The sequence below is a fragment of the Nitrospiraceae bacterium genome, assembly GCA_020632595.1.
Lineage (GTDB): Bacteria > Nitrospirota > Nitrospiria > Nitrospirales > UBA8639 > Nitrospira_E.
Genome location: JACKFF010000005.1, coordinates 31,045 through 49,020, shown reverse-complemented (window position 1 = coordinate 49,020; position 17,976 = coordinate 31,045). Strand labels below are relative to the sequence as shown.

19 protein-coding genes are annotated in these 17,976 nt (G+C 51.0%); 13 read left to right on the top strand and 6 right to left on the bottom strand.

The features are described 5' to 3' along the window. The first annotated feature begins 61 nt into the window (after positions 1 to 61). Positions 62 to 409, top strand: coding sequence for a zinc ribbon domain-containing protein (locus H6750_10960; GenBank protein ID MCB9774829.1), 348 nt, complete (start codon positions 62 to 64; stop codon positions 407 to 409). 148 nt (positions 410 to 557) lie between these two features. Here H6750_10960 and H6750_10955 read toward each other — a convergent pair whose 3' ends face one another. The 3 genes from H6750_10955 to H6750_10945 all read right to left on the bottom strand — a co-directional run bounded on the left by H6750_10955 (position 558) and on the right by H6750_10945 (position 3,476). Further along, positions 558 to 1,481 carry a peptidoglycan-binding protein gene (locus tag H6750_10955; GenBank protein MCB9774828.1) on the bottom strand — a complete coding sequence of 308 codons (924 nt, stop codon included), beginning with the start codon at positions 1,479 to 1,481 and terminating at the stop codon, positions 558 to 560. Positions 1,482 to 1,732: 251 nt separating this feature from the next. Then, positions 1,733 to 1,984, bottom strand: coding sequence for a hypothetical protein (locus H6750_10950; GenBank protein ID MCB9774827.1), 252 nt, complete (start codon positions 1,982 to 1,984; stop codon positions 1,733 to 1,735). A 319-nt stretch (positions 1,985 to 2,303) separates the two neighbouring features. Beyond that, complete coding sequence (locus H6750_10945) at positions 2,304 to 3,476, bottom strand: DUF2914 domain-containing protein (protein ID MCB9774826.1); 1,173 nt, start codon at positions 3,474 to 3,476, stop codon at positions 2,304 to 2,306. A 688-nt stretch (positions 3,477 to 4,164) separates the two neighbouring features. On the opposite strand from H6750_10945, the gene H6750_10940 reads away from it, so the two are divergent. The 6 genes from H6750_10940 to H6750_10915 all read left to right on the top strand — a co-directional run bounded on the left by H6750_10940 (position 4,165) and on the right by H6750_10915 (position 8,036). Further along, complete coding sequence (locus H6750_10940; GenBank protein MCB9774825.1) at positions 4,165 to 5,151, top strand: hypothetical protein; 987 nt, start codon at positions 4,165 to 4,167, stop codon at positions 5,149 to 5,151. A gap of 114 nt (positions 5,152 to 5,265) precedes the next feature. Continuing rightward, positions 5,266 to 6,066 (top strand): hypothetical protein, encoded by an 801-nt coding sequence (locus H6750_10935; protein ID MCB9774824.1) that lies wholly within the window; start codon positions 5,266 to 5,268, stop codon positions 6,064 to 6,066. Between the two features lie 207 nt (positions 6,067 to 6,273). Continuing rightward, positions 6,274 to 6,486 (top strand): alpha/beta hydrolase, encoded by a 213-nt coding sequence (locus H6750_10930; protein ID MCB9774823.1) that lies wholly within the window; start codon positions 6,274 to 6,276, stop codon positions 6,484 to 6,486. 244 nt (positions 6,487 to 6,730) lie between these two features. Further along, positions 6,731 to 7,036: an addiction module protein gene (locus H6750_10925; protein MCB9774822.1), complete on the top strand. Its 306-nt coding sequence runs from the start codon at positions 6,731 to 6,733 to the stop codon at positions 7,034 to 7,036. Further along, positions 7,026 to 7,325, top strand: coding sequence for a type II toxin-antitoxin system RelE/ParE family toxin (locus H6750_10920; GenBank protein ID MCB9774821.1), 300 nt, complete (start codon positions 7,026 to 7,028; stop codon positions 7,323 to 7,325). Before H6750_10925 ends, H6750_10920 begins: the two co-directional genes overlap by 11 nt. Positions 7,326 to 7,511: 186 nt before the next feature. After that, positions 7,512 to 8,036, top strand: coding sequence for an alpha/beta hydrolase (locus H6750_10915; GenBank protein ID MCB9774820.1), 525 nt, complete (start codon positions 7,512 to 7,514; stop codon positions 8,034 to 8,036). 501 nt (positions 8,037 to 8,537) lie between these two features. Here H6750_10915 and H6750_10910 read toward each other — a convergent pair. Then, positions 8,538 to 9,422, bottom strand: coding sequence for a uroporphyrinogen-III synthase (locus H6750_10910; GenBank protein ID MCB9774819.1), 885 nt, complete (start codon positions 9,420 to 9,422; stop codon positions 8,538 to 8,540). A 28-nt stretch (positions 9,423 to 9,450) separates the two neighbouring features. Continuing rightward, positions 9,451 to 10,179, bottom strand: a complete 729-nt coding sequence (locus tag H6750_10905; GenBank protein MCB9774818.1) for a formylglycine-generating enzyme family protein — start codon at positions 10,177 to 10,179, stop codon at positions 9,451 to 9,453. 521 nt (positions 10,180 to 10,700) lie between these two features. Between H6750_10905 and H6750_10900 the strand changes: the two genes are divergently transcribed. From H6750_10900 to H6750_10875, 6 genes are all read left to right on the top strand, one after another. After that, positions 10,701 to 11,108 carry a VOC family protein gene (locus H6750_10900; protein MCB9774817.1) on the top strand — a complete coding sequence of 136 codons (408 nt, stop codon included), beginning with the start codon at positions 10,701 to 10,703 and terminating at the stop codon, positions 11,106 to 11,108. An 81-nt stretch (positions 11,109 to 11,189) separates the two neighbouring features. Continuing rightward, entirely contained in the window at positions 11,190 to 12,809 is a 1,620-nt protein-coding gene (locus H6750_10895) for an MBL fold metallo-hydrolase (protein MCB9774816.1), read from the top strand. Positions 12,810 to 12,945: 136 nt separating this feature from the next. Next, a complete protein-coding gene (locus tag H6750_10890; protein MCB9774815.1) occupies positions 12,946 to 13,671 on the top strand; it encodes a hypothetical protein in 726 nt (241 codons plus the stop codon). A 294-nt stretch (positions 13,672 to 13,965) separates the two neighbouring features. Continuing rightward, positions 13,966 to 14,385, top strand: a complete 420-nt coding sequence (locus H6750_10885; GenBank protein MCB9774814.1) for a hypothetical protein — start codon at positions 13,966 to 13,968, stop codon at positions 14,383 to 14,385. 124 nt (positions 14,386 to 14,509) lie between these two features. Continuing rightward, positions 14,510 to 15,259, top strand: a complete 750-nt coding sequence (ubiE, locus tag H6750_10880) for a bifunctional demethylmenaquinone methyltransferase/2-methoxy-6-polyprenyl-1,4-benzoquinol methylase UbiE (GenBank protein MCB9774813.1) — start codon at positions 14,510 to 14,512, stop codon at positions 15,257 to 15,259. Positions 15,260 to 15,263: 4 nt separating this feature from the next. After that, entirely contained in the window at positions 15,264 to 16,895 is a 1,632-nt protein-coding gene (locus H6750_10875) for a radical SAM protein (GenBank protein ID MCB9774812.1), read from the top strand. Positions 16,896 to 17,275: 380 nt separating this feature from the next. On the opposite strand, the gene H6750_10870 is transcribed toward H6750_10875, so the two are convergent. Then, a complete protein-coding gene (locus H6750_10870; protein MCB9774811.1) occupies positions 17,276 to 17,911 on the bottom strand; it encodes a hypothetical protein in 636 nt (211 codons plus the stop codon). Between the last annotated feature and the right edge of the window lie 65 nt (positions 17,912 to 17,976).

Sequence of the window (17,976 nt, the reverse complement as noted above, 5' to 3'; positions counted from 1 at the left end):
CAAGATAGCAAAGCCCAGCAATCATGAGACATGCATCATCTTAACAGAAATCAGGTGCTGTGTGAGTGAAACCAAGCCGTGTCCTTCTTGTGGGTATGATCTCCCTCTCCAAGGACGGTTCTGTCCAAAATGCGGGAGTCGGGCGGATCGAAAGCCGGTTGAGAATTCCAAACAGGAACCACTCAACCTTCGTATTCTCTACATTATGGTGGGCCTTCTCATCCTGGCGGTCCTCTTCCCTCCTTGGCAAACGCCACCGGAACAGGCACCGGAATTTTTAGGATTTCACTTTATTACCTCTCCCCCCACGGAGGGGGCTCAACGCAGCCCCATACTCCAAAACATTCAACTCTTCACGATTGCCGTGGCCGGGCTGTACTTTTCCTGGGCGTTTAGGGGCAAGGGTTAACCGGGTCATTCCTTCGGATCCGGCCAGGATTTTCTTCATGAGGATGACTCCCGAGGGCATGGGATATCGGATATACCTGGCCCCAGATTCCCCGATGTCCCGCGTCCTATCCCCGTGAGCCTCATAATTGATCCCGGATTCCAGCGGGTTACTTGGTGACTTGCAGAATTTGTTGAATGGCCTCAGCCTTTTGCATCCGGAGAATCTGGTAGATTTTTGGACCATCTTCCAGAACGTATTGTCGGTCTTCGGCTTGCACCTTGGCGCATGGTCCCGGTTTGTTTTGCAAAGAAAGAAAACGGGTGACAAGAGGAGGATTCCGTGAGATTCGTAAAATACTTACGGCACAGGCTTCTCCGTCATAGGGTGCCGACACGATATTGGCGTCATCCCATTCCTGGATATCATAGACATGCGTATGCACTTTGAGTTGGGGCACATTCGCATTCACCAGGGAAGCGGTCGAATCGATACACCGTTTAAATTCTTTCATGCAGGTGATGCGCGAGGTTTGCAGGACATCGTCGGTATTGCCTTCTTTGAGCATCCAGGATCCCTGGACTTCCACCCATTGTCCCCATTCCTGATCCTGAAAGGTCTGTGGGGGAAGGAATGGGACAACACGGTTCAAGAGGCGATCATCCTCGGTGAGACGTTTCAGCGTGGGAAAGTCGAGATCCCCGGTCTGGGAGAGCCCTGAATGTTCCTGATAGGCTTTCAATGCCTGCTTGGTCGTTTGGTCGAGCGTTCCCGTATAGGGTCCGACTCCATACCCAAAGCGTCCGAGAAAAATCTGCACGCCGGTCATCAACGTACGAAATTCATCCGGCTTTTTCCGTAACGCCTCCAATTCTTCCTGACCCTTCTTGTCTAACGACATTTTTGCAGCGTCCGTTTGCGGGGATTGATGGGTTGGGGGCGATGAAGATTCAGAAGATTTTTTTGGGGAGTGGGGTGGGTTCACCTCTTCGCCCGAGGCAAAGCCGGAGCCATTGGAAAAAAGCACTGTCCCGATACCCACGAAGACATACAGAGCCATCAATCCGACTAATTTACCGGTGTGTAGCGACATATCACATTCCCTTCTAAGAAACTAAAAAGCAGAACATCTGTCTGGTGTTCACTCAATACCTGTGGAGATCAGGATCATTCCAGGTGGAGTTCGTGGAGTCAAGAGCTGAAGCCTGCTCGCCCATTGAGAGGTGAGCGGTGGTCCGCAGAAAGGTCAAATGGAGAAATGATGGAAAGAGTGGAGATGAGGGAGACCGACAAAAGACTCGTTAAGATGACCGTTGTTCTGATTGACGGCAGAACAGATTGACCCTACCAAAACGCCGGATGGAGCATGCCCCATCCGGCGTAATGTCCGCACACTGGGAAAATTACCGTTTCTTCGTGGCAGCTTTTTTCTTGGCTGGAGCCTTTTTCTTGGCTGGAGCCTTTTTCTTGGCTGGAGCTTTTTTCTTGGCTGGAGCCTTTTTCTTGGCTGGAGCTTTCTTCTTTGTGGCCAAAACACTCACCTCCTTTCAAATGAGATGCGACGTCGAAGCCGCAGTGATAGCTCACTCCTACCATAGCAGTGAGTCTGTGAATAGGAACCCTTGAGCCCGTTATTAGTGTAGGACGTCACGCGAAAAATTTATCGGCGCTATCGTTCTGCAATGCCAAGCGATGTTCGGGAGCGAAATTGAAGAGGGAATGATGTAAGCAAGAAGTGTTTCGATAGTTGTGCATGATGATATGGAATCTATACTACAACGTCTAAGCAATTAATTCCAGGAATTTTTAAATTTTTTTTGTCGTGATGAACCCGGGGCAAAACGTTTGTCAGAAATCATGTCGGCGTGACGAAACGAAACCTGATGAACATGCTCGAGGAAAGAGGGAAAATCCTTCACTGTGTGATGGTCGTCAATTCATGGGAGGGCGAATAATTTGCTTCGGCTGAGAACGCCATGCGTCCGATGAGTCGCCCGTCTTCCGTCTCCACATTCACCCGCCATTCACCAGGCTGGAGCCGTTGTTTCATGGTGTACATGCGATAGCCATGTTCTCTTCCTCCGGTGATGGAAATGGGAATGCGATCCGTGGTGATGAATTCAGCCGACTTGGTGAGTGGTCGCCATTCCCAGTGGTGATAGATGGTGGTATGCAACGTGATCGGAGCAAACACGGATGAAAAGCTATAGACGGGTGTGTCCGTTCCGACACGGTCATCGGACCGTTTCCACACAGCGTACCAGGGACCATCTTCATAGGTGAGCAGATACTCATTCTGTTGCTTTTCGATGTGATGATAGATGCCTCCGGATTTGAGGGAGAGGGGAATGGGAGGAATCCAATTTAAAAAATATAACGTGGTGCACAGACCCACCAGGGCAAAAGCCGGAAAACCAATGCTCAAGGAAGCTCTAATGGGAAGATTGGGAATGCCGCGGAGGGTGAGGCGGACGGTTTCCCATACGACGGCTATGGTGATGAGGGCACCGGTTAAAAAGACTCCCGCATTCATCCATCCCGTCAGGACAGGAAGGAAAAAGGTCATAAAGCTTAAGGTGACGATCGTAAAAAGGCCCACCAGCATTTTGAGACTGGAATATCGTTTGGAAAGAAATTCATTGGCGATCAGCAACCCGACAATGATTCCTAAAAAGATGGCGGATGTGGACCATGATGCACTTTGGGAATAGAGGATGGCATAGGCACTGAACAGTCCCCCTAATAAAAATTGCATGGCCTTGCCAAAATGCGGACGGGCCCGATGCATCAGACTCAGGACATTCCAGCCGGGTATGTCCGGTGTTGAGGGAATCAGTCCCAGTTGAAACCGTCCGGTGAGGATGATGAGAGTGCCCAGGAGTGTGATGTAGAGAAGGATTATCAGATTATCCAGCAATCGATCGATGCGTGTTAATGTGAGGGTGTCATAGGTCACGCCGGCGAAAAAAAAGACGGCAGGGAGAATGGGCTTGAGGAATGTCGAGTGCCACTGCATCATCGTCTGGGCCACAGTCGCGGTGAGAGATGCCGTATAGGTCGAAGACAATTTGTGAGTCGTCAGATTCATTGTACCCCTTCCTTGAAAATCCTCGGAAGATTGAAGATCTTTCTTAAAGGAATGGGGCCAAACGCTTCGGAAAACCATTCAGGTTGTGTCAAAATCAGGACAATAGAAATGAATCGCCCACTGCTCTTTTTCCGGCGCTGTCGAAGGGCTCGGACAAGGGCTTCCGGTGAATAAGAGCATCCGCCCCAGAGGCCAGGCAGGAGGCGTTAGACAATAGGCGGTCGCGAGTCGTAGGAATGTGGGTATTCTCCATTGCCTTTCACGATCGGAACGAGGTTCCTGCCAACCCTGATCGTTCAGTCGGCAACGAGGTTGGCCTATCCTTACAAGAATGCTTTGGAATTTATTGGGAATGCCTATAGTGGTAACAAGCTGGAGTTCCACTGGTAAGACACTGTCTGCTGAATGTCGAAAGAACCATGAAATGCATAGGTCATTTTTAGGGTTGTCATCCTGAGTGGAACGAGGGATCTCGCAAAGCCGTGTCATCTAAGGCCAACGAGGAGATCGTCAGGCTGTTCGGCGTAAGATGTCTTGATAAAAGAAAGCAACTGTGTAAGTCTCCGATATCTTGAAAATTATGGCTGTTACACAATTCAATGACAACTTACATGGGATAGAAACCGAATCATCCGCATCATATGCAGAGTAATTGTTAAGACAGACGAATCGTCAGTGGTGATTTCTCATGCTACGCTGCGTTTACTGTCAAGAGTACAAGCCCGAAGGTTCCTTTCTGAGGGCAGAGCATGTAGTACCGCAGTCTTTTGGAGCATTCCGGCGCAATTTTACCCTGCGGGGAAAAGTCTGTGACTTGTGCAACCAATATTTCGGTGACCAGCTGGAACTTGCATTAGCTCGAGACAGCTTTGAGGGGCATTCCAGGTATGAGTATGGGGTCAGAAATCCTGAGGAGTTCCGCCCTTTTGGGCGCAATAGCCGAATAATTCTCAGGATCTTCGAGGGCGATTTCTCCGGGGCTTACGCATATAGGGAGTACTCACAGGAGGCAACGAATATCGTTCTTCGGCCACTTCCTCAGGTTGGCTTCTTGATGTCCCCGTCCAACAAGTACGAGTACTTTTTATTGGATGAAATTCCCACAGAACCTGAATTACGGGAAAATGGCTTTCAGTCGCAGCATCCCGAACCCATTCGCGGCCTGGCAATAGATGAGGCACTACTCAGGGATAAGCTTGGCGAGAAGGGTATTTCGTTTCGAGGCGGTGGAGAAGTTGTGCCACCCGAGCGTTCGCACTCAACTCTGTGTGAACTGGAAGGCAGGATCGATCACAGCATATTTCGGGCAATCGCGAAAATCGCGTTTAATTATCTCGTATTTTGGCAAGGTTCGGAGTTTGTTCAGCATCCTTCATTCGACGTAATGCGGCGTTACATACGCAAAGGTGAAAACCCGAACTATAAAATGATTGATGTTCAAGCTGCTGCGCTTCTCGGAGACGAATCGGTTGGTGGGAGGCGGCGACTCGGCCATTTGATAACTACGAATTGGGCACAAGATAGAGTTTCAATCGTAGCCCAAGTGGCCTTGTTTAATTGGGTCAGGTACCGAGTAAGTTTGGCTAGTGACTTTATCGGAGAACCCCGAGATATCAGACGAGGTCATTTCTTCGATGTCGCGAATCGAAAAATTTTAGAATTGAGGGCGCGGTAGTTCTTAGGATGGATACTTCATGTAACTACCAATTCGAGTAGGACGATTCGCTAGCATTGGGCTGTCGGCTAATTCACATCACTCAATCGAAATGTTGAACGGCTAAGGATACAGATGCAGGGAATTTACGAGCAACGGCTGTGCGCCTTCGTAGACATTCTGGGTTTTGGTGATCTCGTTAGGAAAAGTCTCGATCGCCCTGCCCTCCAGGGAAAGATACGGCAGGTCCTCCGCGAAGTGATTTTAGCGCGCCCTGTTTGGGAAAGGGATAGTCCTGTGGACGTCATCGAAGCCCGATTAAGGCAAGAAGATGTCCTGGATTCGCAAGCCGAGGCAGAGCGGTTGGCCAATGAATACGCCGCAGCCGAACGCGGCTCTAGTTTCTCTGACTGCTTGGTCCTTTCTTCAGCTCTCAACGATCGCGCTATCACCGGACTTGTCACCTCCCTGTTGTTTCTTTCTGGAAATCTTGCTGAAATCGGTGTGTATGCACGCGGAGGCGTTTACCTTGGGCAGCTTTGCCATGAACAGGATCTGTGCTTTGGGCCTGCACTCATTGAGGCTTACAATCTTGAGAAGAAATTCGCCAAATATCCACGCATTATCTTCTCCACTGAAGCTTATGGGGAAGTCGCACAGGTCAATATGACAAGCCTTTGGCCTTTAGCATCCTACCTACGGGAGGACGTGGTTGACGGTTGGCGTTTTCTTGACTTCCTCAACCAGACTGCTCCGCACCTCGCGCTTCCTACGGATCAAATGAAGGTGATTCGGCGCGAACTTAATAGACATTTGTACTGTTCGAACCTTAAGCCTCAGGTGCGGGAAATACATGTTTGGCTTGGGCGTTACTTCAATTTGGCCTTGGAAGAGGGGTCAATTGTAGGCATCGACCCTTTGTCTGTCGGTGCATAGAATGAGGCCACCGACTACCAATCGTCCGAAAAGTGCTCCGTTAAATGGGCAATTTTCAGTCGAGAAAGCTTGGCTGGGCGGGAAGTGGTGTCTCTCTACTTGAGGGGACCCTGCCCCATAGCTGCACAGTAGAAAATTTTTGCATTCCTCTCTCTTGGCAAGGGTGCTGCTTTCTTCGCTTAAGAAAGGGCAGAAAGAATAATTATCGTGAATGTTCCTACTCTCATTCTTCCGGGAATTGGTAATTCTGATCATGCCCATTGGCAAACGTTTTGGGAGGCTGCGAACCCAGAATTTGTTCGTGTGCAGCAACGGGACTGGAATAGGCCTGTCTGTGATGAGTGGGTGAATGTGCTTGAACAAGCCGTAGCGGAAATCGGGGAGAGTTCCGTCCTTGTTGCCCACAGCCTGGAATGTTGATGAGTGGTGGCAGCTTTTACCGCGCTAATCTGGTGAGTGTTGTCATTGATGTATCTGTCTCAGTTAAAATCAGCAGTGGATAGGGCAATTCAACGCACAATGGAAAATTTGTTTGGATCAACTCGAGCTATGGGTGGGTAGCCTCCCCATTGAGGTTGAGTTCAGGTTATTGAGTAACTATTTACAGAGGAATGACGGCCTTGACTAAAAAAACCACGGAATCGCGCATGGAACGGATGGGCCTATGGCCGGCCACTCAGCTCCGGACTCGGTTAAGCTGAAAAAGGATTCGTTATGCTTGAACCCCATTGCAGGAGGTTTTCAGGTGAACCCAACCAATCCGTCGATTTTTGATCTGAGTCCGTCAGAAAAACTTCAGCTTGTCGAAGATTTGTGGGATGATCTTGCGGCCACTCCCGAAGCTGTACCAGTTCATGACTGGCAAAAGGAAGAGCTGGCCAGGAGAAAGGCCCGCCTGATGAAAAACCCTGCCTCCGGCCTCACGTGGGAAGAAGTCAAACGAAGAGTCCGAAGTCGTTATGGCCGCTGAGTTGATCGTTGCCCCGGAGGCCGAGCAAGACGTCGCAGAAGCGCACGCCTGGTATGAGAGTCGGCGGATCGGTTTGGGGGAAGAATTTTTGAATTGCGTCGATGCGTGCATTGAAGCGATCTGCCGTACACCACATATATATGCCACGGTCTTCGAGAACTATCGTCGTGGGTTGGTGCGACGCTTTCCGTATGCGATCTTTTATGAGTGTATCGAAGACCGAGTAACGGTCTACAGCGTGTTTCACACTGCGCGCGATCCTGAAAAATGGCGGGAGCGTCTTCATTGAGCTGATGTGCTTGACCGCCCCAACACCTATGTGGCCTTTTTCTTTCAAGAGGAAAAAGAATTTCTACATGGAAAAGCTTTTTTCAGTGTTTACCGGTTCGCGATAGAACCCTTTTGATTCCTCCCACTCGGCAAGGATGCTGCCTCCTTCCCATTAGAAATTCCGGAAAGAATTACTGTCTTGAATATCCCTACTCTCATAATTCCGGGAATCGGCAACTCTGACCAAGACCATTGGCAAACCCTGTGGGAGTCCGCAAACAGGGAATTTGTTCGTGTAAAACAACGAGATTGGGAAAATCCTGTTTGCCATGAGTGGGTGAATGTTCTTGAGCAAGCCGTGGCAAAAATCGGTGAAAGTCCCGTGCTTGTTGCGCATAGCTTGGGGTGTCTCTGCGTTGCACATTGGGCGGCGCGAACCAGCTTCAAGATCAAAGGAGCTTTACTGGTGGCGCCACCGAATCCGGATGATGCCGGTTTCCCCTCCGAGGCCATTGGATTTTATCCGGTGCCCCTAGGTTCGTTTGAATTTCCAAGCATCGTGGTGGCCAGTTCCAACGATCCGTATGGGAGTCTTGAGTTTGCCCGTGCTTGTGCGTCGGGGTGGGGTAGCCGTTTTGTGAATATTGGGCCAGCAGGGCACATCAACTCGGAGAGTGAGCTTGGAGACTGGCCTGAGGGATGGGCTCTTTATCAAGAACTGACCGCTTGACATCGGTTTCCATGCCGTTCCTCATTTTTTTCTCATAACAACTGGATTCTGCGGGTCTTCCTATGGGACCAGATCGCCGTATTTCGATCCCAAACTGCTCAACACACCTGAGCCGGCTTCATGAATGATAGTGATGACAATTAATTAGTCTTCTGTGACTATGGCCCCTCCCTATTACTGAGGCCTGCCGCCCGGTTCTTGGGTCGGACGCTCTCATGGACCGGCGGGCTTTGTTTGAGCGCAACGAGTTAGCCCGCCCTCTTCAGGCTCGCGTCCGTCCCATCTTAATGAGACCGGACGGGGCGTCACTGGTTTTGGGTCCTTTTGCCGAAACAAAAGGGCCTCGGCCACCGGGCCGAAACCCGGCATATCATAAATTCAAAAAATTCCAGCTGGTACATTTGCTTGGAATTATGGTGTTTTTCTCTTCGAAACATTCGGAAGTTAATGGGAATTCCTATAACAGTTATAAGAGTGAGGGTCTGATCTGTTTGCCGAGGATCAGGGCGAGGGTTTATCCCTCATGGGCGGGGGGTTCTTCGTGGTCAGGATGGTGTGAGCGGCCTGGGAGGCCTCTTTGACCAGGATCCCCATTTTGGGGTGGGAAGGTTCGAGGTCGACGGGGAAGCCATAGTGGCGTAACCGTTCGCTTGCCAGATGGCCTATAGAGGCGACCATCATGCGATGAAGGGCTTTTCTAAAAAGGTTAATCTTCTCGTCCTTTTCCAACACCTTAACGAGATGTTCCACTTGAATGGCATTGGTGATTAACAAAACCGGTATGACACCATCCATGACTTCCTGAAGGAGATGTTTCAGGGGTGCCAGATCCTCAGGTAAGGTCCACCGATAGACCGGGACCGGTCGAACTTTTGCTCCCCGTTCCCTCAGGCCTTCTAGAAATTTGGGGTTACTGACCCCATATTCCTGTACGGCGATCCGTAAGCCCTGGAGCCCATCCGGATAGGATGCATCAAGAGCGACGAGCGTATCTTTCCATGTATTGGGTTCAGGGACCAGAATGTTCGGCTGAAGTCCAAGCTCCTTTAGTACCAGGGCCGGCTTGGGACCTCGCACGACGAGCACCGTGTTGCGCAAGGCGGCAATGATCGTCTCACGAGTATGCCGGGTTTGTACAACATCCAGCAGAGTCCGCAATCCTACACCGGTGAGCAGGATGAGCAGGTCAACCTGACCGGCCATCAAGGCATCACCACATTCCAGCGCCTGAGAATTGTTCGATAGTGGGAGTTCCCTCATGGACGGGGCGACAATGGGCACGCCTCCGTGCCGGACAATCAGCCGTTCCATTTCCGTGGCCATCCGGCTTTCAAGAGCCCCCACCCGGAGTCCTTGAAAGCCGATATTGAGTTGTTCACCGCTCATGCTGATACCTTACAGAGGGACGAAAGTTTTAGTGGCCCGATGGTGCAGGCACATCCTGGGCACATCGGAAACCAGTGGAATTATTGCGGTCCGTTGGAAGACTTTTGATCCTCGTAAAAATTCGGACCTGGGGGGTTTCCCCTTGCCAGCCCGAACTCCGTAATACTTTAAATTGGCCGGTTGCGGGTCCTGGGGGATTCCGGGCAGGGCTTTTGGCATAATAGTCTGCTTCATACCAGTCGGCCACCCATTCCCAGACATTGCCCGCCACATCGTAAATACCATAGGGGCTTTTGCCTTTTTCATAAATACCCACCTGGGTTAACGTGGCCTCGCCCCGCCACGATTGATTAAAGTTCAAATGTTCCAGCGTCGGTTCAACGTCACCCCAAGGAAATCGCCAGTCGTTGGGTCCTTTTGCGGCTTTTTCCCACTCGGCTTCGGTGGGAAGGCGTTTCCCGGCCCAGCGGCAGTAGGCTTCGGCATCTTTCCAGTCCACGTTGATGACCGGGAGGTCGGTGACCGACTCAGGCATCATATTTCCTTTCCACAGTCCTTTCTTTGGATCGGTGGGATGTTGGGGAGTCCGGTGACCGGTTTCAGTCACGAATTGAAGATAGCGCCCATTGGTGAGTTCGTACTTATCCATGTAAAAACTACTCACAAACACGTCATGATTCGGCCGTTCGTCAAGTCCCCCATCCCTGGCTGCCTTGGGCACGCCCATGGGAAAGACTCCCTCAGGAATTAAAACCATCGGAGCGCCGTCTTTTCCCACAATTTCCTGAGGAGGCTCAGAAGCGCTGACCGTGCTGGAAACTGCAGCGATGAGGAGAAGGCCCGCCCATATCCCAACATTCCCTACCCGTCGATTCCACATCGTTTCTACCATTTTTTCCTCCAATTTTTTCCGGCAATCCCACAATTTTTTAATGATTCGATTTCTAAAATACCATAATTCCGGTTGATCATGAATGTTAGGTCAAAGGTTTCGGAGGGAAAGTTGAAGCATGAAGCCCCACATAGACTCCACAGGGTCGGTTTTGGCGTCGCTAGAAAGAGCCGTGGACTATTCCTCCTTTTTTCATTATGAACCGTTGAGACGGGAGGTGGGATCCTGGAGAAATACAAATCGAAGGTGCGATGTTCAACAGACCTTAGGATTCTTTGACGTTCGTTCGGCAACTTGCTCCATCCCGGGGTCCTGGGTATGATGCCTTTCTCCGAGAATATTCGCGGGCGATATAGTCTCACTCTTCATCCATTGACGGAATTGAGATGCAGGAAAAACGAAAAACCCTCGGGCTTCGACATTTGGCCTTACGGGTGCGGGATGTTCAGGTATCCCAGCGGTTTTATGAACGACTATTTGATATGAAAGTTGTGTGGCAGCCTGATCCCGGGAATGTCTACCTCAGTACGGGCTGTGACAATCTCGCACTGCATCAAGTGACTTCTGAAGAGTTGGGTCAATTTAACCTCTCCCAGGTTCACCCGTTGGATCATTTGGGGTTTTTAATGGATTCTCCGGCAAGTGTGGATGCGCTATTTTCGGAAGCCACAACACAGGGCCTCACGATTGTGAAACCCCTGAAGCAACATCGCGACGGTAGTTATTCGTTTTATCTCTCGGATCCGGATCAGAATACGATTCAGGTGTTGTTTGAACCCTCAATCCAATTGTAATTGTAATAGAGCAGGGTCGACCCCTCGTGGTTCCTTCTTTTCGCAGCATACGAGACAGATTACCCTCCCCCACATCTTGCCATGAATCCTTGGACAACTATTGATCCCACGCAGCATGTTGGACTGAATCCTTGGGTCTGGGTTCAGTTGGAGAGTACCGAACCGCCAGGACCTTTTCCGTTTTTGGGCGGGGTGGACCCGGAGGTCGTCAGGAGTCTTCATCAGGTGCATGAGATTATGATGAGTGGTATCGAGACCGCCATCAGCGACATCATGGCCAAACGTGCTTCCGTGGATGACCCTCAATTACCCCGTCGCTTGGAGGATGCCTATGCCGAAGTGGTGCAATCTCGTCCTTCCCTCCAACGACATATTCAGTGCGGACGGAAATCCGATGGGACCTTTCACTGGGACTATCCCAAAAATTCCACAGCCTCGGCCAGGATGACGTATGGAGGGTTGCGGATTTTTAACTCCGTCACCCGGCAAGCGATCCCCTTCGGGTTTGAGCGGCCAATCGGGCCGAATGTGGGGCATTTCCTTGGTTTTCTCACTGGCCGGCATACGATGGGGGAGATTCAAGCGGTGGCCCAGGCCGGCGGGCGAGATCTTGAACGGCAATTGGCGCAGCTCTTTACCTTATTGAAAGACCATGATTGTCTGGCCATCGCTCCCAACACCTCCCTTGAGGCACATTGGCGTAAAGTCACGCGGGATCAGGATGTCGTGCATCTGGGGCATGCGGCGTTGATGTATCGACATCAGGATAATTTTTTATGGTTTGATCCCTGGCTCATGCCATGGTTCGCGGAGTCGCCTGTGCCGTCTCTGTGGGCCAACCTCCTTCCGCGCCCGGCTGGAATTTTTCTCACCCATGACCATGATGACCATGTCGATCCCCGCACTTTGTACCACTTGCCCAAAGATGTGCCGATCTTTGTGCCGAGTCGACGCAACCGGAAAGCGCTGTATTATGATTATCTGTCCCTTCTGAGAGAGTTAGGTTTTTCGGAGGTCAGAGAGCTGGCTCATGGAGAAAACTGGCGTATAGGGGACGCCCGGGTAGTATCCGTGCCGTTTTTCGGCGAAGATCCATGTGATGTGGAATTTCCGAGAAATTGTTATTTGGTGGCGGACCGGGGGCGAAACACGCTGGTGCATGCTGATAGCGGGCCGACCAATGATGGCCGCTCGGCTTTGCAAGACAAGGTTATGGCCAACCTCGTGTCAAAGTACGGTCCGATTCCCTTGGTCTTTGCCTCTCAGCAACAACTCAAAGAAGTCCGGAGTTATGCGGCCTATGCCTGTCTCTCTCCGCCGGGAACCTGGTTGGAGGTGGGAGAAAACGGCTTTTTGACCAATGCCTATTTAGCCGAGTTGTGTCGAACGGCTCAAGCCAAACTCTTTGTCTCCTATGCGACAGGGGGTGCGGATTGGTATCCCGATCATTTATCATTTATGTTCAGTGGGCGTAACCCGGCCCGTACGGCCTTGCTCACCGCAAATTGGGATCCTCCTGAAAGTCTGAGGCAGGAACTGGCACCGTTTGGATGTCGCTATCATTTCGGGCAGGCCTTTGATGTGTTTGGAGCCGGACCCAACGGGGAAACCCTGGTGTCACATCTGGCAGATCAATTGACACCAATCGGTTTATACCAGTTGGATCATCCCCCTCCTCCCTTTCTGCGAAAATCTCGTTAGCCGGTGTGGGTCGAAAACGGGTTAGAGTACTCAAGTCTGAGCCACCAGAATTCCTGCTTGGCCTCTTCCAGTAAGTCCGGTATGATTGACCCTCACGCCCACAGAATTCCTTGGTAGCAAACGGAGGCAACGATTCATGGTGCAGGAATCCGAAGACCAAAGAAAATATACAGAAGAAGTGGCGGTGGTCGGTGTCAAAGTCCGGGACCTGGGAGAGGTGAAAAAAACCCGGACCGATGATCATACCGTGAAGGTCGGTGATTGGGTCTTGTTGGATTTAGACAACGACCATACCTTTGGCAAAGTCTACCTTCCTCCTCAATTCCTCCCGTTTACCCCGCCGATGCGGGTGATGCGGCAGATTATTCGAAAAGCCACTGAAGAAGATGAACGCCAGATTGCGCGCCAGCTGCGATTAGCGCAGGAGGGTGAGGAATTTTGCCAGGAACGGATTGCCGAATTGGGGCTCGGCATGACGTTAGTGGAAGTGTTTGGTTCATTTGCCCAGCGATCACTCACCTTTACCTATACGGCCGATGAGCGGATTGATTTTCGCCAACTGGTCAAAGATCTGGCCAGGCGATTTGGGTGCCGGATTGAGATGCGCCAAATTTCAAGTCGGGAGGAAGCTGCTCGACTGAGTGGCGTGGATACCTGTGGATTGGTGCTCTGTTGCTCAAGCTTTTTAACCGATTTTAAGCCCGTCTATCCTCGCGGTCGGGCTGACGCACCCATGAACGGCATGGATAGCCATCGGATCGGGGTCTGTGGTCGGATGAAATGCTGCTTGTTATATGAGGAAGAGAATTGGACCCTCACTCGACGCAAGCCACAGCCTTTAATTCGTCCCACAAGACGGTAATATTATGTTGCTCAAAAAGGTTGGTTGTGAGTTAGGGGCTTCCGGCTCCGCAAGCTGGGGTGGTCACCGTGAGGGCCGTTGATTATTTTAATTTTCTGCCTTTTCATAGGCGTATGGGTGACAGAAATTTCCCCGAGGACAATGAGGGAGTGCTTAAAGAGGCTCGTCCGGCAAGGCCGCAGCTGCTTGGACGAGCGGAGCGTAAGGAGGAGGACGTGAGCATGGCCAAAAGGCGAGAACGCCGCTGGCGGCATTTTTTAACACTTCCGGTAATGAGTGGAGAAACGACGCGCCATGGGGGGTAAGCCACGATTCGTCATTTATGCACATAATGCGACCTACGATAAGCTCCATCAAGTGGCTACGCTGGGATTAACGGCTTCTGCCATGGGGAAAGACGTGATGGTGGTGCTATTGTTCTGGACCATCAAAAAGTTGGCTGAGGGCCGGTTAAATGAATTGGATTTTCCTCCGGAATATGCCGATCAGGCCCCTGAAGTGGCCCGGTTGATCCGTGAACGCAAAGTTCCGCTCATTTCGGACATGTTCGAGGAAGCCCGTCAGGTTGGTCAGTTCAAATTAGTGGCCTGTAGCGCGGGACTTGAGTATATGGGAGTCGATGCCAACGCGGTTACTCGAGGGGTCGATGAAGTAATGGGCTTGCCTGCAATTATTTCTGCCTGCTCCGGTGCGGAAACCACCCTATTTATTTAATTCCCTCTCCGGTTTTTCCCTGCAGTGTGTTAGCAGGCTTTGATTGTTCACTCCAGTTTTCTGAAGGGTTTCATTCTTGACAAAACTTAAGATCGGGTGCTAGGTCCTTGGGGTGGTTCCTGTCATGAATAAAATCGACATCCCTGGCAAAGCGGCGTCCACATGGACAGGTCCGGCTCGTGAGCAGGCCGTCCAACGAATGTTCACGGCCATTGCCAAATTTTATGACCTGAATAATTCTCTTCTGAGTTTTGGTCTGCACCATTCCTGGAAGCGCAAGGCGATTTCCTACATTCCTGACATCCCTGGGACACGAGCTTTGGATCTAGGTGCGGGAACCTGCGATCTGGCTATCTTAGTGGATCAACATCTCCGCTATACGAGCCAAATTATCGCAGCGGATTTGAATTTGGCCATGTTGCGGGTGGGACAGAATAAAGTCCGGTCCCAGAGCTTGGCCAATCGCATTACCTGTTTACAGATGAATGCCGAGCATCTCACCTTCCCGCCCGCCACATTTGATACGGTGACGGCGGGATTTTGTATTCGCAACGTCGGGAACCTTCCCCAGGCTCTTTCGGAAATCTTCCGGGTATTGCAACCTGGGGGTCGTTTTGTGTGCTTGGAATTTTCCCGTCCTGTTTCAGCCGGTCTGCGCAAGCTTTACGACTGGTATTCCTTTCATTTGCTCCCCTGGATCGGCACCAAGGTGGCTCGGGATGGTACGGGGGTGTATGAATATCTGCCGGCATCAATACGCAATTTCCCGGACCAAAACCGGCTAGCTCAATTCCTGAAGGAAGCCGGGTTTCAATCAGTGGACTATCACAATCTGACCGGTGGAATTGTTGCCGTGCATGTGGCGGTGAAATAGCTCGATGAACTCCGTCCTCTACGTCTTTCTTCCCTGTAAAAAGGTCTATCCCACCGGGATTACCTACCTGGCTGACTTCATCCACCGGCGCCGGCCGGAGGTGCGGCAGCAGATTCTGGATCTCTCCTTATTTCCTCCGGAGCAACGTCAGGCGCAATTACGGGACGTGACCAAGGCCTTTCAGCCTGAATTGGTGTGTTTTTCATGGCGGGATATCCAAATTTTTTCTCCGCATGAAGGCGATGCCTCGCTTGAGCATGCGTTTAATTTTTATTACGCAAGCAATCCCCTGAAGCGAGTGGCGGCCTCCTTTAAAGGCCTGCAGAACCTGTACCGCTATTACACGGATATCCGGAATAACCTTTCATATCCCTGGCTGATTCAGAAGGAATTTCCCTCAATCGGCATGATGATCGGCGGCGGAGCGTTCACGGCCTTTGCGGATCAGCTTATTGAAAAATTACCGGAAGGCATCATTGGTATTCTGGGAGAAGGGGAGGACGCGATTCTCAAAGTCCTGAACGGCGAGTCTCTGAGTGAAGAACGGTTCATCATCAAAGAGCAGGGACGGGTCACCAAGGGCACCAAAAATACGCCGGCCCTGTTGGATGCGCTCTCCGTGGATATTCCTTATCTCACGTCAATCTTTCCGCAATACCGTGAATATATCGGGGAATGCATCGGCGTGCAGAGCAAACGCGGCTGCCCGTATGATTGTGCTTTTTGCCTCTATCCCTATATTGAAGGCAAACGGGTGCGCTATCGCCCGGCGGAAAATGTGGTGAAAGACATTGCTCAGTACTACCATCAATGGGGAGCCAGACGGTTTTGGTTTACCGACGCGCAGTTCATCACCGGCAAGGATGCCTACCCCCAATGTACGGAAATCCTGGAACGGATCATCTCTCAACAATTACATATTGAATGGTCGGGATACGTCCGGACCTCCCTGATTAATCCAACCCTGGCCAGGCTGATGGTGCAATCCGGAGTGGGAGATTTAGAGGTCGCGATCACGGCTGGCTCGCAAAAGGTCCTGAACAGCATGCATATGGGGTTCAAACTTGAACATTTGTATGACGGATGCCGGTATCTCAAGGAAGCGGGATTCAACGGGCGGGTCATTCTCAATTATTCCTTGAATTCCCCGGACGAAACAGAAGAGAGCCTCCTTCAAAGTATCGAGTCCTACAAAATAGTGGCCTCGATATTGGGAGAAGACCGGGTGTTTCCCTTGATGTTTTTCTTAGGTATCCAGCCCAATACGGATTTAGAGCAACGATTATTGTCGGAAGGATATTTATCGAAGGGCTACAACCCGCTCAGTTTGACACCCTGGAATATCAAAAAGATGCTGTACAATCCGGCGCCCCTTAACAAGATTATCGCCCAGGCTTGTCTGGCGGCCTGGGGTCGGAAGCATGGGGCCCAGGATCCCCGCCCCTGGTCTGGCAGCTTGAGCCAAAGTGCGACGCAACAGCAGGGGCATGCTTATGCTGATACCAGTCTGTCTAAAGGTTTTGAAACCAATTCCGGGCGAGATGCCCTGCTCACGCTGGAAGAAATCCTTCGTTCCCGCCGTCCATCCGATTCCCAGCCGCTTTCTCCGGCCCCCGCACCCAATCTCTCCCGTTGATTCTTCTGGGTCTGTTGAAAAAAGCCGCCAGCGGCGTTCTCGCCATTTTCCCGTGCCCACGTTCTAAGCGCACGCTCACCGAGTAAAAACGGCTGCGGCCTTGTTGGACGGACCCTTCGGGACGACTCAGGGCATGCTTTTTTAAACCGACCCGGAGCCTTTGATGAGTAATCTAATCCTGGGCAAATTTACTTTTGATCATCCTTATTATTCAACACTCCCCATCTATAAATTTGTGGAGTGCGAAAACGCCGGGCCTGCAGGAGGATTAAGCTAGACCACTATCTTGATGGGCGAGTCTGTTACAAACGGAGGGAGGAGGTATTCCCCATCAAATGGATACTTACGGACCATGTGGAAACGTTCTGAGGACCGAGAGTCTACCCTTTGATCGTAAATTCCATGGTGCCGATAACGTTGACGGCATGCAGCGCTTGGCCTGGAGAACCATAAAAAATCTTAACCTGATATTTCCCCGGTTTCCATCCCTCTGCCGGCTTTGTAATTTGAAAATATCCGGATCGCTGATTCATTTCCAGTTCGATCACGTCTTTTCCGATGGGCGTATTCGACGTCACCTGCCCATCATTCATGTGAAACCACGCAGCTGCGAATTGGCCAGGAGCGTCTAAGGGTTGTGCTTCGAAAACGATGTAAAATATCTGCGTGTCTGAGGGGAATTCCGAAACGCCTGGGTTAACCGGCTCCACATATGCATCCCCCGTCGTCATCCAACCTGGCCGTCCAAGGGAATCCCAAGGTGTGTCGTATCCCGTGGCCATCGTAATCCACGTAAAGACGCCTTGTGGGCGTTTCCAATTGACTTGGTCAAACGCCATGTCTTTGATCATATCGTTTTTATTGGGTGCCAGGGTCGAGCTTCCAAACGGATCGTCTGCCCAACTACTGCTGCTGAACAAACCAATAAGAATAAGGGCCGTCGCAGTGCGAAAGAAGCATGATTTGCCGGCAGAATTACGAAACACTTTCATAAAAAAACTAGCGACAATGTCCATAGTCCACCTCCTGGTGGGAAGTCCTTCTTCATCTAGTCCATTTTTCTTATTTTACAATACTTGAC